The sequence below is a fragment of the Galactobacillus timonensis genome, from assembly GCF_900240265.1.
Taxonomy (GTDB): domain Bacteria; phylum Bacillota_I; class Bacilli_A; order Erysipelotrichales; family Erysipelotrichaceae; genus Bulleidia; species Bulleidia timonensis.
The window spans coordinates 1,759,606-1,775,920 of the sequence record NZ_LT964739.1 but is presented as its reverse complement, the minus strand read 5'-3'; the positions used below and the strand labels follow the sequence as shown (position 1 = coordinate 1,775,920).

At 44.3% G+C, this 16,315-nt stretch carries 15 protein-coding genes; 5 read left to right on the top strand and 10 right to left on the bottom strand.

The features are described 5' to 3' along the window. Positions 1 to 13: 13 nt before the first annotated feature. The gene (locus C1714_RS08400) at positions 14 to 487 is read right to left on the bottom strand and encodes a DUF6431 domain-containing protein (RefSeq protein ID WP_135567852.1); all 474 of its coding nucleotides are present in this window, start codon (positions 485 to 487) and stop codon (positions 14 to 16) included. A 363-nt stretch (positions 488 to 850) separates the two neighbouring features. On the opposite strand from C1714_RS08400, the gene C1714_RS08395 reads away from it, so the two are divergent. Next, entirely contained in the window at positions 851 to 2,464 is a 1,614-nt protein-coding gene (locus tag C1714_RS08395; RefSeq protein ID WP_102341520.1) for a transposase, read from the top strand. Between the two features lie 638 nt (positions 2,465 to 3,102). On the opposite strand, the gene C1714_RS08385 is transcribed toward C1714_RS08395, so the two are convergent. The 5 genes from C1714_RS08385 to C1714_RS08370 all read right to left on the bottom strand — a co-directional run bounded on the left by C1714_RS08385 (position 3,103) and on the right by C1714_RS08370 (position 7,354). Then, positions 3,103 to 3,390: a helix-turn-helix domain-containing protein gene (locus tag C1714_RS08385; RefSeq protein WP_102342374.1), complete on the bottom strand. Its 288-nt coding sequence runs from the start codon at positions 3,388 to 3,390 to the stop codon at positions 3,103 to 3,105. A gap of 171 nt (positions 3,391 to 3,561) precedes the next feature. After that, positions 3,562 to 4,257 (bottom strand): IS21-like element helper ATPase IstB, encoded by a 696-nt coding sequence (gene istB, locus C1714_RS08380; RefSeq protein ID WP_425349057.1) that lies wholly within the window; start codon positions 4,255 to 4,257, stop codon positions 3,562 to 3,564. 53 nt (positions 4,258 to 4,310) lie between these two features. Beyond that, the gene (gene istA, locus C1714_RS08375) at positions 4,311 to 5,864 is read right to left on the bottom strand and encodes an IS21 family transposase (protein ID WP_102342372.1); all 1,554 of its coding nucleotides are present in this window, start codon (positions 5,862 to 5,864) and stop codon (positions 4,311 to 4,313) included. Positions 5,865 to 6,068: 204 nt separating this feature from the next. After that, positions 6,069 to 6,236, bottom strand: a complete 168-nt coding sequence (locus tag C1714_RS14060) for a hypothetical protein (RefSeq protein ID WP_167849989.1) — start codon at positions 6,234 to 6,236, stop codon at positions 6,069 to 6,071. After that, positions 6,233 to 7,354, bottom strand: coding sequence for a hypothetical protein (locus tag C1714_RS08370; protein ID WP_102342749.1), 1,122 nt, complete (start codon positions 7,352 to 7,354; stop codon positions 6,233 to 6,235). The genes C1714_RS14060 and C1714_RS08370 overlap by 4 nt, the downstream gene beginning before the upstream one ends. A gap of 405 nt (positions 7,355 to 7,759) precedes the next feature. On the opposite strand from C1714_RS08370, the gene C1714_RS08365 reads away from it, so the two are divergent. From C1714_RS08365 to C1714_RS08350, 4 genes are all read left to right on the top strand, one after another. After that, on the top strand, positions 7,760 to 8,344 hold the full coding sequence (locus C1714_RS08365; protein WP_102341462.1) for a helix-turn-helix domain-containing protein: 585 nt from the start codon (positions 7,760 to 7,762) through the stop codon (positions 8,342 to 8,344). An 88-nt stretch (positions 8,345 to 8,432) separates the two neighbouring features. Beyond that, positions 8,433 to 9,719, top strand: coding sequence for a DDE-type integrase/transposase/recombinase (locus C1714_RS08360; RefSeq protein WP_210115222.1), 1,287 nt, complete (start codon positions 8,433 to 8,435; stop codon positions 9,717 to 9,719). Beyond that, positions 9,709 to 10,512 (top strand): ExeA family protein, encoded by an 804-nt coding sequence (locus C1714_RS08355; protein ID WP_102341463.1) that lies wholly within the window; start codon positions 9,709 to 9,711, stop codon positions 10,510 to 10,512. The genes C1714_RS08360 and C1714_RS08355 overlap by 11 nt, the downstream gene beginning before the upstream one ends. 11 nt (positions 10,513 to 10,523) lie before the next feature. After that, complete coding sequence (locus C1714_RS08350; RefSeq protein WP_102341464.1) at positions 10,524 to 10,898, top strand: hypothetical protein; 375 nt, start codon at positions 10,524 to 10,526, stop codon at positions 10,896 to 10,898. Between the two features lie 587 nt (positions 10,899 to 11,485). On the opposite strand, the gene C1714_RS08345 is transcribed toward C1714_RS08350, so the two are convergent. The 4 genes from C1714_RS08345 to C1714_RS08330 all read right to left on the bottom strand — a co-directional run bounded on the left by C1714_RS08345 (position 11,486) and on the right by C1714_RS08330 (position 16,315). Continuing rightward, on the bottom strand, positions 11,486 to 12,196 hold the full coding sequence (locus C1714_RS08345; protein ID WP_102342748.1) for a hypothetical protein: 711 nt from the start codon (positions 12,194 to 12,196) through the stop codon (positions 11,486 to 11,488). Positions 12,197 to 12,262: 66 nt separating this feature from the next. Further along, positions 12,263 to 12,463, bottom strand: a complete 201-nt coding sequence (locus tag C1714_RS14570) for a MazG-like family protein (protein WP_102342747.1) — start codon at positions 12,461 to 12,463, stop codon at positions 12,263 to 12,265. Positions 12,464 to 12,602: 139 nt separating this feature from the next. Further along, positions 12,603 to 14,108 (bottom strand): exonuclease domain-containing protein, encoded by a 1,506-nt coding sequence (locus tag C1714_RS08335; protein ID WP_102342746.1) that lies wholly within the window; start codon positions 14,106 to 14,108, stop codon positions 12,603 to 12,605. Between the two features lie 254 nt (positions 14,109 to 14,362). Further along, positions 14,363 to 16,315 (bottom strand): NAD(+) synthase, encoded by a 1,953-nt coding sequence (locus C1714_RS08330; protein ID WP_102342745.1) that lies wholly within the window; start codon positions 16,313 to 16,315, stop codon positions 14,363 to 14,365.

The following is a 16,315-nucleotide window of genomic DNA, read 5'->3' as shown; positions in this document are numbered from 1 at the left end:
GCATAGGGGAAGATCAGGAAAGGCCCAAGTCAAAGTCATTTGGCCCATTCAGGCAGAGATTGATTCCGGCCACCCAGCCACTGGAAGAATCATATTCCGGAGCCCGGCGGACATCACGCCGGAATAGAACACGAAGCTGTTGAAGCAGCGAATCAGGCGGATCAACCAGCTTCAGGAAAATCCGGAGCTGCACAATGAGCTTATCGAGCCATTTGTTCCAACGGTAAACGGAAGAATCGGAAGGAAGCGAATAACGATCAAGATCCAGATCATTGTCCAGAGCCGATTCGATGGTCTGCACCGAGTAGTGCTTGTAAGGGACAAGGAAATCAGGGAGAACACGGTGATGTCTTCCGTTGGAAGAGACGGCGACAGGAATCCAGATCCAGTAAGAACCTTTTGGCGTTTTAACGCACCTTCTGGCAGTTCCGCAGAATCTCATTGGCAGGCCTGTTTCAGGATCCAAAACAGGTTCGCTGCATTTCATCAAAAATCATTCAGATGATTAGGATGTTTAACAATTTTGTATTGTGAATGTGGTACACTAACCATGGTTTTGGTTATGGGTTCAGAGATGGCTGGAAACTAGTCTCTGAACCTTTTCCTTTCTATTGATGTCTCTAACCGCATGATAATCGGTAAATTCGAAAAGGAGAAGGCCGTTGTGCCTCCCCATGAGGGTTTACAGCTCTTTAACTCCCCCCGGATCATCAATCCCAGGATTTCTTAGAGGCACCCCCAAACCCCATCTATTTTTAGATAGTCCTTTTTCGGCGGTCTGATGTTAAAGAAGTTCAAGAAAGTTGAAATCCATGTTGATTAAATACATGCTTGCATGTATAATTAAGGTATGAAAAATGCTGATCTTGTTTTCGAAGGACCCGATCAGCGCACTTATTATAACGCTGTTCAGCTGGCCCTGCCTCTTAATCTCTTTATCAAAGTGCCTCAGGATGACACCCTTTATTCGTTTCTCGGTGCGGTGAAAGGAGTGAACTTCAGCCGTTATGTGAAACCAATCCGTTCGAATAACTCCCGCAGTCATGACAGAGGTATGCTCGTTAAAGTCATTCTCTTTGCCTACATGAATCGCATTTATTCCCTGGAAGATATCGTCCAGCACTGTCGGACCGATATCCGGTTCATCTATCTCTCTAATCAGGAAATGCCCAGTAAAATGGCCTTTTCGCGTGTGATGAATCAGCTCACTGAATCCATTGACAGCCTCATGAAGGATCTCAACCTGGATATTATCAACGAGACTGGAATTGATCCGAACACTCAGTTCGTAGATGGCACGAAGATCGAGGCGAATGCGTACAAGAATTCCTTTGTTTATAAGAAACGAATTCTGAATGCACGTGCAGATCTCTTCCGCGATATTACCAAAGCGGTCACCTCACTGAATCTCGCTTATGGGTACTATTACGAAACCAAAGTGAGATACTCTGCTTTGGAAATATGGTTCATCGTTCAGTATCTGATGGATGTCATGGTTCATGAAAACATTCAAATTCAGTACGGAAAAGGAAAGCGCAAGTCAGACATTCAGAAGCGGTATGATCTTCTGCTTGGCTACGCAATACGGCTCAGCGGCTATGAGACCTGGCTTTCTATCATTGGTGACAGGAACAGCTGCTCAAAGACGGATCATGATGCGACCTTCATGGCTACCAAATGGGATTATTACAACCGTTCCGGTGTAACACGCCCCTGCTATAACTGCCAGATCGCCGTTTCAGAGGGATTCATTGTAAACAGCGATATCTATCAGACGCCTGGAGATACGGTCACCTGGGAACCATTTATGGAGCGATTCCACAGCTTATACGGTTATTATCCCAGGGATCCGACGGCTGATGCCGGATATGGAGGTTATGACAATTATCTGTATAACATCCGGCATGGAATAAATCTGGTTCAGAAGTTCCCGATGTACGGCAAGGAACACGACAGAATGTTCAGGAAGAATCACCCATTTAATACATTCAACTGGGGTGTTGATAAAGATGGCTATCGGATCTGTCCGAATGGAAGAAAGTTCGATCATTATGACGGAGACAGAAGTTCAATTTCACGGGCAGGAAATCTGACCATTCTGCAGAATTATTCAGAGCCAAAACATTGCGAAGGCTGTCCACTGAGAGACAAATGTATACCGAAGTACAACAAGCGTGGATATCGTCAGAACAGCGTGAATGTTGTGGGTGAAGAGCTGAAAGCGGAAGCCAGAAAACAGCTGGATTCAGAGAAAGGAATCGAACTGAAAACCAAGCGCAGCGAGCAGGCGGAAGGTGCCTTCGGAGTGATTAAGGAAGACATGAGATTTACCCGATTCCATAGAAGAGGAATGAAAAACGTAAAAATGGAATTTCTTCTGGTAATCATGGGATACAATCTCCGCAAATATCACCACTGGCGTCTGACTGTGAAGAAGCCAGAGCAGAATTCACTGATGAACTAAAGCGAAAGACAGTAAGAAATTTTCATGGAACTAACAAAGATGTTTTTAATGCGTGCTGATTTGATACCGTCAGCCGCTTTTTCATATTGCCGGAGAATGAATGCTCGAGCACTATCATTCACCATGCAAGAAAAGGGGCCGTAGCAGCCTGAGCAGATTCTAAATATGCTCAAACTGTTACAGTCCCCCAGACATTCATTTTTCTCTGCCAATTTGTCCTCAACACCCCGGCAGCGGGAAATCATCAGGCGTCCGGGTGCTCCCGGCTCCATGGGCCTCTCACCCCTCCCAGGATCTCTGCGAGCTGCTCTCATTGCGTTATCCCGGTTTCACCCAGGGCTGTGACTGAACAGAAGTATCATTGTCCCCATGCGTTTCATGGCCGTACCGGAAGCGATCCGGCATATATGAACAGCGCATTTCTCGCTCCCCGATAAAGGATCATGGCGTGCGGTTCAACTGGCTGGCGTGGTTTCGCCTCCACCCGCATGGGAATGTACCTGATGAATGTATATTCAGTTGTCAAAGAGCAGTTTTTTCTCAGAACAGATCTTATCTGTTCTGAGAAAAGCTTAACTTGGATCAACTGCTCTTTCGAGGGCGCAACACAGCCTATCGGCAGGCAGTAATTAGGTGCATCACAGTTTCTCCTCAATCTCGATCAGCTCCTGAATGAGGAACCGGAGACGCTTTTTGAATTGATGATTAGCCCGCTCCCTGCCAAGAATCAGGAAATCGAGACTGACATTGAAGTACTCAGAAAGGTCGATCAAGAGATCAATAGAATAACAATGTACGCCACGCTCTGCCTTACTCATATGGCTGTGGCTGTAGTTCAGCTCATTGGCTAATTTCTCGATCGTTAAACCGCGACGTTTACGCAAATCTCGGACTCTTATTCCGATTTCGTTTTGATTGAAATACATAAAAAATTCACTCCTGTTCGTTAGATTTGCAAATCGCGATTGCAAGAAAATCTTAACGAACGGGAGTGATATGTATTGTTATATGTATTGTCGTTTTATTTGCACAATCCGGAAAAACGGAACGGCTGTTCCGCTTCATCGGTGCGCCGTTCCGCTTTAGCGGAACGCTAGTTAAAGGGACGGGTTCCGCATATTCTTGCCATTAAATTGTAGTCTGAATGCTCTGTTGACCAATCGGTCCAGACAGGCATCTGCGTAAGTGTTGTCCTTGAACAGCTCATACCATGAGGAGACTGGAAGCTGCGATATCACAATAATGGATTTTCTTCCTTCTCTGGCGTCTATCAGTTCAAAGAGATTTCTGCACTTATCTGGATCGAGGTCCATGAGTCCAAAGTCGTCCAGCACAACCAGATCCAGCTTTACTAGTTTGGATATGTATTCCAGGTGAGTCTTCTCAAGATCCGCCTTTTCAAGTTCGTATATGAGCGTGCTGGTTTTACTATAGCGAACGGTCTTGAACTGTCGTAACGCACATATGCACAACGCATTGGCAATGTATGATTTACCGCTGCCGGAGGCCCCTGTAACGAGAAGGTTTCTTCCTTCCTCAATCCAGGAACACTTGGACAGGCGTTCAATAGTATCGGTATCCAGCTGACGGGCGGGATCATAAATAGCGTCGTCAAGGTCAGCTTCAGGATATCGGAGAGTGGCTTTCTTGATGAAGCGGTTGAGCTTCTTGTTATATCTAAGATTCCACTCAGCGTTGATAATGCCGTTCAAGCGTTCATCAAATGAAACAAGGTCGTGATTAGGGTCATTATTCTGACGCTCAAGTTCATCAGCCATGCCCGATAGCTTCATGTGTCTTAACTTCATGCAAAGCTCTTCAGTACTTTCAAGGATTCTGCGGTCGGTCATTTGTAGAAGTCCTTTCCACGGATGTTTTTATGTTCCGGAAGAGAATCTCCAGAAGGCCTGCCTCCGTTATTCAGAATGTCATTAAGAATTCTCTTGAAGTATGAATACTTACAGCTGTTAAGCTCTATGCATTTGCGTGCAGCCATATTGACAATAACCTTTGATTTTCCGTCGCACATGTGAAGAATGCCGTTGCACGAATTGTAACTCTGCTCTTCGTGCTTGGAGCTATGGAGGACGGTATCAATCAGTGTAAACATATCCTTTCCGATCGCCGATGCCCATCTGCGATAATAATCACCATCATGCATGTTTACTTCTTTATAGAAGCGGTGCTCTGGCGACATATGCTCATCGTTAGTGATGTATTTCGGAAATTTCTTGTAAGATCTTGGGTGAGTGCAGAGAAGTCTGTTGTTTTCATCACAGATCCGAATTTCTGTCATAGTGGCCTTCAAAATGGCTGGCCTGTTATAGTACGTGTACAATACAGAGTAGTAGTGGCCATCATATGGTAAGTGATAGTTTGCTGGGATATGATCAAACGCTACATAGTCGCAGGTTGTGAAGGCACCGTCGGAAAGTTTCTTCATCTGCGGCTTATCGTAGAGCTCGAACATCTCTTTACGGGAATGTTCCCAACCAGTTGGCTTCCTGTCATTGATGTCCGCTATTATCTTTTTACAGGCCTCATTGGCGCTGGCAAAGCTGCTGTAAACATTCTCCTTCAGTTTTTCCAAAAGCCATGTTTCAAGAAGTTGAACATGTTTTTCCACAGTTGGTTTTCCTTTTGGCTTATAGGCGGGCGGTGGGAGAATAATGGTGTCATAGAAACTCTCAAGATCCTGATAAGTGCTGTTAATAAGCAGAACATCCTTTGTGTGCTTGGTAACCGCTGTAGCCGCATTATCAGGGACTAAATATTTCGGAACCGCATCATAGAATGCCAGGGCATCATTAGTGCCTTTCATAAAGTTCGGCAGCTGCTCGTCAGGAAACAGTTCGGCGAATAGATAGCTGCTCACTCCAACCGTCGTGACGAACACATGAACTTTCTGAAGCTCACCTGATTCTGGATTCATAATGATTTCCGGTTGGTCACCGACCCAGTCGATAAATACCTTCTCACCAGGGATACGTTCGACAGCCATGGAGACATCCTGGCTTCCGAAGTTTTGCTCGACATAGCGGTGGTAGTATTCCGCAAATTGCGAATATTGATAGCCGTTGGGATTGTCCTGCTTATACTCGGTCCAGAGGAAGAACAGGTTGGCTTTACTTCCTTTCTCCATAAGACGTTCATGGATCTTCTTGAAGTCAGGCAGCGGAACATCTTTGCGCCGTTTTTCATCCGGTGGATAGAACGCCTGGACAACCTTTTGGGGATCCATTTTCTCCAGGTCTGTCAAGGATAAGCCAAGGTCCTGGTATCTGGCCATGAGCAGGGTGATAGTACTGTTTCCGACCTTGAAGCGATCGTGGCATTGCCGGTATGAGAGACCCTGCTGTCTCATACGGATAATGCCCATAATGGCAGTGTAGTTTTGCATTGTAATCTCCTTTCATCAAACTACATAACCATAATAAAAGGCGCACCGTTAAAGCGACACGCCCGCACCATCAACTCAACATAAATGCACCGGTTTTAGCGGAAGACATGTACCGACGAACCAGAATTTGCATCTTAAAATAAGAAATAAGTAAAGAAATAATGCCCAAAATAGCAGCCGCAACAAAAGCAAAAATTATCGACATTAGTCTTCCTTTTCCCCCTTCCTCATTTCGGCATCCTCTGCCGCTTTACGAAATTTTGCCTCTTTTCGGCGTGCACATATCCATCCCAAGAACTTATTTGCGATTGCACTAACGCCAATAATGAGAACACCTAATATTGGCTTTATCTTTTTATCGTCGTCTTTCATTTTGTACTTTTCGATATTTCCTGATATCTACCCATTATTTCTTTCTCTTGTTTAGAGAAGTCCATTGCTTCTTTGAACAGTAAACGCGTACAATCAGCTGTCATCAATGCATTGACTCTTGCTCCAGGGATGATTTTGTTCGGGTTATATGAGTCTGCCGTAATCAAATCCTTATGAAGCAATATCGAAGCCATCTGAACACTGATGCACGTTCCCATTGCGATCAATCTTATTTCCCGTAAAAAGCATTCCTTATTTTCTACTTGCTTATTATGGCAAACAATAGTGGACAAAATTTCAATTGTGGCAAAAGAAGCAAAATCACTCATTTTCATGTTTAACTTTGCTTTATCAAGCTTAGCCATCAATGAATCTCTATATGGCAACGTAGAAAAATTAACGTGCTCATATTCCCGATACGTATTTCCTAATGAAACAAATGGGAGAGGAAGCCCTGCGGGCGTACATAAATCCTTGGCAAAATGAACAAAGATATGCGCAAGACAATTGAAAATCCCCTTTAATTTGTCATCATCATTCCCGTAAAAAAACCAGACCAGATCTAGCATTGACACATACTCTGCATCTGGCTGACCAATATAATCAGCGATCCGCACAGATTTCGTTTGATATTTGCTCACTTTAATTTGAAGAGCATAATTACCTGGAATATTTTTCAACGGAAATGCTGCAACATCATGTCCGAAAACGCGATGTCCCCAGCCTTCTTTCATATCAAAAGGATTATTTTTGTCATAATCCTTCGGAAGCATATCATCGATGCCTTTCTCCAAATCTTTTCCGTGATCGTCTGTCGAATATGCAACTCCATACGCTACTACGCCGATTAAAATAGCCACAACGTAATCTTCATTATCTAAAGTATGAAAAACATTGTTGTAATCTGCTGTGATCTCCTCAAAGGTTCGGGGATTGGTTACATGTGCCTTCGCATATGCCACTTTCTCTTCCCAAGAATTAAAATGTTTGTGGTATTCCTCAGGATGCTGACGCTCCCATTCAGCAATTATTGCTTGATTTTGTTTAAATTCTTCATCGCTAATATCAAGGGCTAAGTCTTTTTTCAATTTATTAATGAATTTCGATAACCAATCCATATAAATTCATCCTTTTGAAAAATATATTGTAATCCTGCATAATAAAATAAGCGCGGACAGCAGAAATACGGCAGATAAAAATAGGAGCAGATTTCATGTTGTGATGAGAATGTGCCGTGAATAACTGCACATTTTTTCGTTATGCTCTATGCTGTANCATCACAGTGTAATCCTGCATAATAAAATAAGCGCGGACAGCAGAAATACGGCAGATAAAAATAGGAGCAGATTTCATGTTGTGATGAGAATGTGCCGTGAATAACTGCACATTTTTTCGTTATGCTCTATGCTGTAATCAAAGGACATAAAAAGGGAGAGAAGACCTTAAGTCGCCAAACCGAAATCTTCTCTCCGTCCGATGTGTAAGCACATCCTTTTTGTGTCAAAAAGGAGGCTACAAATGCAATGGTAGGCATTTTCGTTCAACTAATCAAGCTATCAAAACTGAATATTTCTGCGCAGGAAATGACAGATCTGCTTCTGACGCGTTTCCTTTCTTCCGGTCATTGCCCACTGTGCGGCGCTGGGAATCTTAGGAAATACAGAAATTACAGTCGCTGGATTCTTGAATATCGCAACGGGCAAATTATCCAAAGTGAATTGCATACAAAGCGGTTCCGCTGCGGCAGTTGTCATTCATCACACGCCTTTTTGGTGGCGCTGATCATTCCGTATTCCCCCTATAGCCTGCTTACGGTCCTTTGGGCTCTGAGTGACTATTTTTCTCATCGGCTCACAGTCAGGCAGATATGCGAAAAGTACAAAATCTCGGCTCCTACACTTTATCGGTGGAAAGCGAGATTTCTCCATGCCAAATCATTATGGCTCGGTGTTCTGAAAGACGCTGTTACCTCTGAGATTCAGTTCCTGAAAGATCTGCTGAATTTCCCGGACTTCATGAACTTTGAAAGAGGATTCATGAAGCTTATGCCGGACCACCATCGTTTCCTGCAAGGGCATAGAAATGCGCGATCCGGGCAGTACATCTAAGTTTGATTTTTCCTTTCCAGCCATAGGCACGGCGTGTTAATTTACCTTTTCATCATCACTTCTATCATTACGAATGGAGGTGATCATCATGAAAAATGGCCCTAATATGAATCCTGATCTTGCAAAAGCGGCGGAAGCTGCGCAGTTTCGTTTTGGTTTAATTGCGCCTGTTCTTCAGGGAACCTGCCCTGATAAGAGTGCGAAAAAGTACTATCAGCGCGTTGCCGCTACAGCCTCCATTACGATGCCTGATGGGAGGCCTATGAAGTATTCATGGAAGACGCTTGAAAAATGGACGTCTCTTTATAAGCGTTACGGATTTGATGCCCTTATGCCAGTGACGCGGAAAGATAAGGGAGCCAGCCGTGCTCTGCCTGACATTGCGATTGAGAGAATATATGCCCTGAAGCAGGAATTTCCCAGAATGAATGCCACTCAGATTTATCATCAGCTCATTAAAGAATCCTTCATCGATTCAACAGTAAACGTATGTACTGTGCAGAGATTTATTAAAAATCACGATCTGAAAAGTGCCAGAAATCCAAATGTGAAAGATCGAAAAGCCTTTGAAGAAGACTCGTTTGGCAAGATATGGCAGGCCGATACGAAATATCTCCCCTACATTACGGAAGATGGCATCAGCCGCCGTGTCTACTGCATAGGCATTCTGGATGACTATAGCCGAATGGAGCTGAAAAGCCAGTTATTCTACGCGGATAACGCAGTCAATTTCCAGAAGGTGCTGAAGGATTCCATCGCCGCCTATGGAATTCCCGATAAGCTTTATGTTGATAACGGCTGTTCCTACCTGAATGAGCAGCTTGAGCTGATCTGCGGAGAACTAGGTATTGTGTTGATTCATGCGCCTGTTCGGGATGGCGCCGCCAAGGGAAAACGGGAACGAGCATGGAGAACACTGGATGAACGTTTCCTCTTCAAATTGAATCCTTCAGAGATCCATTCTCTTGAACAGTTCAATGAAATGTATCGGGATTATGTGCGAAGCTACAATACAACGGTTCATAGCTCTATCGGCTGCACACCATTTGAACGTTACGAGAAGACGAAGGACTATATCCGAAAGCCTAAATCGCAGGAATGGCTGGATGAGTGTTTCCTCAACCGGATCAGGCGTCTTGTACACCTGGACTCCACAGTACGGATTGGCGGGGTTTTGTATGATGTGCCGATGGAGTTCATTCGTCAGACTGTAGAAATCCGGTATGTTCCATCGGATATGCGGACCGCATATATTCTCTATGACGGAAAGCATTATTCCATTCACAGGACAGATAAGAATGCCAATGCCCATACGAAGCGGAAGAATCTGATTCTGGATTATTCGAAGATGAGGAGTGACGAACATGTCAGGTAATATCTATGGTCTGACTGGAAATCCATTTGATAAGAATTTCAGCTTCGGAGGCCGGTACTTTGAGTCAGATGATTTGAAGCAGGTTCTTTCCCGCCTGAATCTGTTGAAAACAACCCGTGGTATTGGAATGATTACGGCTCCTCCCGGGATGGGAAAATCAATGGCACTGAAGGTCTTTGCGGACAGCCTGAACCCAAATCAGTACAGACCGGTATACATTAGTTTCACTACTGTAACCGTTCCTGAATTCTATCGACAGTTGTCAGATACGTTCGGGATTACGGACGTCAAAGGCAAGACTGCCAGGGTCAGGGCTCTGAAGGAACAGATCGCCTATACCTACAAAGAAAAACGCCAGACAGTTATTCTGATCCTGGATGAAGCCCAATATCTGAATCAGGGCATTCTGAATGATTTACAAATGTTGATGAACTTCGACTACGACTCCAAAAACTGTTTTGCGCTGGTACTAAGCGGCGAACCCTATCTGAACACAGTCATCAATAAGCCGGTGCACGCCGCCCTAAAACAAAGAATACTGGTGCATTATGAATACAATGGCCTGTCTGGTGAAGAAGTAAAGGAATATATCTTCTTCAAGCTGAAACAGGCCGGCGGCACAGAAGCGATCGTTGACCCAGCCGCAATCAGTGTGATCAACGGATATGCAGGTGGAGACCCCCGTATCATCGACAATATTATGTATGACTCAATCAATATCGGGGAACAGCAGAATGCGATGACGATCAATATAGATATCGTCCGTGCAGCTGCGCAGAACAGATCATTTTAAAGAGAGGCGGTATGAGCAGTACTGAGAATGAATATGCGACTCTGGTATATTCCATGATTCAGGAGACCAGAGAACTTGAGCTGGAAATAATAACTCTGCGCTATCTCTTATCTACATGCATGTGTGATGAACACAGACAAGACCTGAGAGATGAAATCTACACATCAACATTACCGGAGTTCAGAGATCAACCGGCCTATAATCAATTTGTTAAGGAATATCTCAATGGTAAAGATCCGTTTGAAACACGGGCATTTATGCGGCGGATGAAAAAACAGGCACATGGTTATATTGAAAACAACAACCAACGCCACCCAAATTTATGCCTGCAAGGATTATCCAATTATCTGAAGGTAAGTGGGATGTACATAAAAGATTTACGCTAAGAATCGGCCAGAAACCGGTTCTTTTTGTAATCCAAAGATGCAGGAATAAGCATGCATTTTTACTTCCAATAAAGTGCTGCGTGCATAAGAACATCACGTTTCTTCCGGTATCTTCACTGATTATAATCTGCTGCCTGCGCGGATCTTAATCTGCCGCTTCACAAATATATCTCATTTCCTTTAGCAAAAATCAATTCCGAGATACTAATTATTAGCGGATGTTTCGCATACGCCCTATTATGCGTTTTTTTCATCGACAGTATTGCCCTTCGTTGATTATGGAGTTTATTCCCCGCTTTAATGCTCCCGGACTGGCATTTGACATCCCTCGACCTTCGCAATCAAATCCTCTGTCATCGTCGCCAATAAATGCAAAGCTACGGAAAGATTCCATACGCGTTTGACAACGTAAACAATGAGAATCGACTGCAGCACAAGAAGAACACTCATAAACCCCGGTCATAGTTGAAGACCTTCTTACACCTTTCCTTATCCAAAAAGTTCCAGAGTTTCCTATCCATTTTTAACTATTTTCAGTTATTGGATCAGCAATCTCTATAACCTTGTCTAATGAATTGATCCAGGGTTTATTTATGTCTTTCAACAAAAAGATTTAGTGTTTGTCCTTTGTTGGTGTCATGTTCAACAACGATGACGATTTGCTCATATTCATTTTCAATATTAAAGTTCCATTCCAGTGATGTAAAAGCTCCCATTTTAGCTTGAAAAGTATGTTCCCCAATCGGAAGGCTAAAAGCACCATATGTATTAGCTCCTACGGAGGATTTCTTATATTTCTTTCCATCAATGACAGGAAGAATAACCGCGCTCATCATTTTCGATGTGGCATGATCGACTTCATAGACGTAGAAATTATTTGCCGGTATTTTTCGAGCTGATTGTTTTGGACCATTTAATGAATTTAGCAAGGGGCCGGCCAGTTCTTCATACTTTGCTTTGGAGATAACATTTTTCTCCAACAAGTCCGTCAGCTGCGATAGCTGATTTATTATTTGTGCGGTCCCATCGCTTAAACCATTTTGATTCTTCAATAGTTCTTTATCCTTTTTAAAAGCATTTGCAGCTCTCGTTAAAACATCAACTTCATGTGGATCACAGGTAGTTATCCGCCTAGAGCCATTCTCAGTCGAAACAAAGAAGGAATATTCATCACCTTGAACATATTCAGCAAAATTCAGCACTGCATGAAGCTTTGTATCGACCACTTTATTTACAACTCCCAATAGTTCAACATTAGTGACAATACTGACTGTTGATTTTGCGTCAAACATCCCCATATTCCCCTCCTTCTGGTTCATGATGCTGGTCAAGACTGATTAGCTTAAAAACCAATGGCTAATCTGTCATAATTCTGAATACTTCTTACTGGTCCCCTTTGCCTTTTCAACCGGATACTTTTTGGCATTGATAGCCAGTTTGTCCTGGACGATTTGATCAAGATCTACGCCTAGTTTATCTGCCATCAGAATGCAGTAATTCAATACATCTGCCAGTTTCTCTGCTACCTGCGTCTTGTAATAATCCTTATCATGCGTTTCTTTAATGTTGCTTCTTTACCGAAGAAGTGGTTAGCAATCTCTTCGAATCAACAATTCCTATTTCTTATCCCCGAATTTACATTGTAACTAACCTTATTCCATGAAGAAAAAGATACTTGCTTGACCTTAGATCGCAAATTTCCAACTAAGAAAGAAGATTCTGAATATCTTTCTCAGCAATGATCTTTATTGAGCTTCCTTTTTCCTGCATTCTCAAAGCCTTCTTCACTTTTTCACCATAATTTCCCATTGACCAGGATGTGCTTCCTTGACCACCAACGATAAGTAAATCTGTTGTTTTCGTCACCGAATCGACCATGTGAGCCCCTTTTGATGAAAGGCACTTTTTTACACTGCTTTTATCTCCATAATCAAATGTTCCAGTGAGGCAGACATTTTTATCAGCAATTTCAATTTCATTATTATCTTCTTGATCCTGATACTTGAGCGGATCAACAAATTTATCAAAAAGATGATAAAGCTCTTCACTTTCCAATTCTGTTAATACACCATCTTTCAGGACTTCTTTCAGCCGAGAAAAGATGGTACTAAAAGGATAATTATTTTGAAGCTCGGAATGAGACTCCATCCAATGTTCTATTTGAAATGCTTCCTCCGCTGTGATTGTCTTGTCGGCAGAAACCCCAGACAGCATCCCTTTCAGTTTTTGCAGCTCATGCGTTACACTGCTGTACCGCTGACGACTGCCATGATCAAGCGCAGCAGAAAGCTGATTGTACAATTCGGCATTTAACACACGTCTTTCGAGAAGATGGTTAATGATAGTGAATACTTCCTTAAACTCCTCGCAATCGCCATTGTATTGATTGTTCTCCAACCATTTCTTCAGCACTTGCATCTCGTCTTCATCAATTTCTTCATCAAAACTGATACCCGCAAGCAGTCCACTCAAATCTGCAAAAGCAGATTCCTTCACATCCGCACCAGCGTGTTTTTCAATTTCATGAAACCAGTACGTTTCCTGATCATCCTTCGTCCATGGTCTCTCTTCATTCAGCTTATAGAAAACGGACCTGCATGCTTCCGCATCTGCAAATGCATCATGATGATTGCTCAAATCAATCCCATAAAAATCACATAGAGCATCCAGACGTAGCGGGCCATCGTACCCGAACGGACTGCGCATAGTATCAATAAACTGGACAACTTTGATATCAAGTCTGTAATGCTGAACAACCTTGTTAAGATACGAAAGATCTGCGCTCTTCGCATTGTGTGCAACTAAGAGAGATTCGTTAAAGTAGTTGGAAATCTCTGGCCAGATTTCAGGAAAAGTAGGCTTATCAGATACCATTTGAGGGGTAATATGAGTCAATTTCACATTAAATTCATCAAATGGTTCCTCAGGATTGATCAAATAGGATTTCCTGAAAATCTCTTTTCCATCGCGATCAATAATAATTCCCATCTGGGATATCCGATCATTTCGATGGTTTGGCGTTTCACAATCAAAGAATAAAATTTGTCCCATTATCTCTCCTCCAAACACAGTATTTTCTTGCTGAAGTGTCTCATTGCTTTCAATTATCCGCCCGTGCCAATTCAGCATTGGTTGATGTATCGTCAGATTTTCCAAATTTTTTCCAAGTGCAATTAGATGTTTACAGCTGCCAGATGATGTTTCTGACATTAATTATACTGCATATCAAAACCTATCGTGTTGCTCATCATCGACCTGCAACGCGATAGCTTCGTCCTGACCGAGCCGCAACGCAGATTTAACGCAGGATCGAAATCGTGTGTGAGCGTATACGCGCGTTACCGGACGTGTCAGGCAGTCAACGGAGATTGGCGGATTGACCGGTATTGCCCATTTGAAAAGGCTCCCGCGATTGGGCAGGAGCCTTTTGTTTTGGCTTAATAATGCGATATCTTGCTTTGTTATCAGCTTTCTTTCAGCTCTTCAAGCCAGAGATTCACGCTGGCATCGCTGGGCATGCGCCAATCGCCTCTGGGCGAAAGTGTGACAGAACCAACCTTGGGACCATCGGGCAGACAGGAACGCTTGAACTGCTGATGGAAGAAACGGTTCAGGAAACGGGTTAACGCCTCCTTAATCTGTTCCTTCGAGAGTTCCGGATAGGAATACATTGCCAGGGCCAGTGTCTTGGCCGGACGGAAGCCGTAACGAAGCGTGTAGTACAGGAAAAAGTCGTTCAGATCATACTTTCCAATCTTGTCTTCCGTCTTCTGCGCAATTGCACCGTTATTGCTGGGGGTAAGCTCTGGAGAAATCGGGGTATCAACGATTGCCAGCAGCACCTTCTTCAGCCTCTCATCTCCGCATGTCAATGCATAGGCGCGGCAGATGTACTGTACAAGCGTCTTGGGCACCGAAGCGTTGACACCATACATGCTCATATGGTCGCCATTGTAGGTGCACCAGCCCAGCGCAAGCTCACTGAGATCACCTGTTCCAACAACCAATCCGCCTTCCATATTGGCCGTATCCATCAGGATATAGGTACGCATCCGTGCCTGGGCATTCTCATAGGCGGTATCGCCTTCTCCCTGATATTCCAGCGAATGGCCGATGGCAGTGAGGTGCTGACGAACAGCAGCACCGATCGGAATCTCACGGATCTCGGAATGCATCGCCCGCATCAGTTCCATCGCATTGTCATAGGTCTGCGACGATGTGTTTCCTTCATTGGGCATCGTAATCGTGAGGATACGGATCGACGGAACAATCTTCTGCGCCTCATGGGCAACGATCAGTGCCAGCGTCGAATCAAGGCCGCCCGAAATACCGATGACAAGCGTATTCAGACCGGTTGCCTTCACACGCGTCGCAAGGCCGTTGGCCTGGATGCGAAGAATCGTTTCACAGCGCTTGCGCAGCTCGCTGTCATCACTCGGCACAAACGGCATTCTAGGATAGCTGCGAGGTGATGATTTCAGAGCTTCGACCGTTTCCTCAGCAGTGATCTCCTCTTTGCCATTGACCGCAGGAACAGAGGCAGGACAATGACGATACCACGCCCCGTCTTCATTGGTAAAAGTCGTCTCGTGGATACGGCAATGTTCCAGAAGCTCCAGATCAATCAGCCCGCTGAGCACCGCATCCTCTTCCGGATACAGCATCTCATTGAGCATCCGTCCGTTCTCCGCCAGCATCGTATGGCCGCTGAACACGAGATCCGTCGAACTTTCTCCCGTCCCGGAAGATACATACAGATAGGCAGCCAGGCAGGATGCACTCTGATTCAGAACAATGCTGCGACGATAATCTTCCTTGCCGATGACCTCATCGCTCGCTGAAAGATTGACCAGAACATTGGCACCCGCAATTGCGGCATGCGTACTCGGCGCATCCGGAACCCAGAGGTCCTCGCAGATATCTGTCCCGATCAGGACGCCGCTTTCGCTGTCTTCAATCAATACATCGACACCGAAGGGAACCTCTTCTCCGTCAATGACCAGGCTGCGTCCGATGACACTCTTGCCAGAAGTAAACCAGCGCCCCTCATAGAATTCACCATAGGTCGGAAGATAGGTCTTTGGAACAATGCCGACGATCTGTCCTTTGGAAACATAGACTGCGCAATTGTAGAGACAGTTTTCAAAACGAAGCGGCATGCCGACAGCGGCCGTTCCCTGAAACTCCCTGCTCGCTTCCTTTATGCGCAGCAGCCCTTCCATTGCCCCGTCCAGCAGAACACTCTGCTGAAACAGATCCGCACACGTATAACCCGTAATGGAAAGCTCCGGAAACACCAGAAGGCCGCAATCCGGATGCGCCTTCATGATCTTCAGAATATGGTCCGTGTTATAGGAAGGATCGCCCGGTTTCAAGGATGGAACAGCTGCTGAAACTTTGATCCAGCGGTTTCTCAT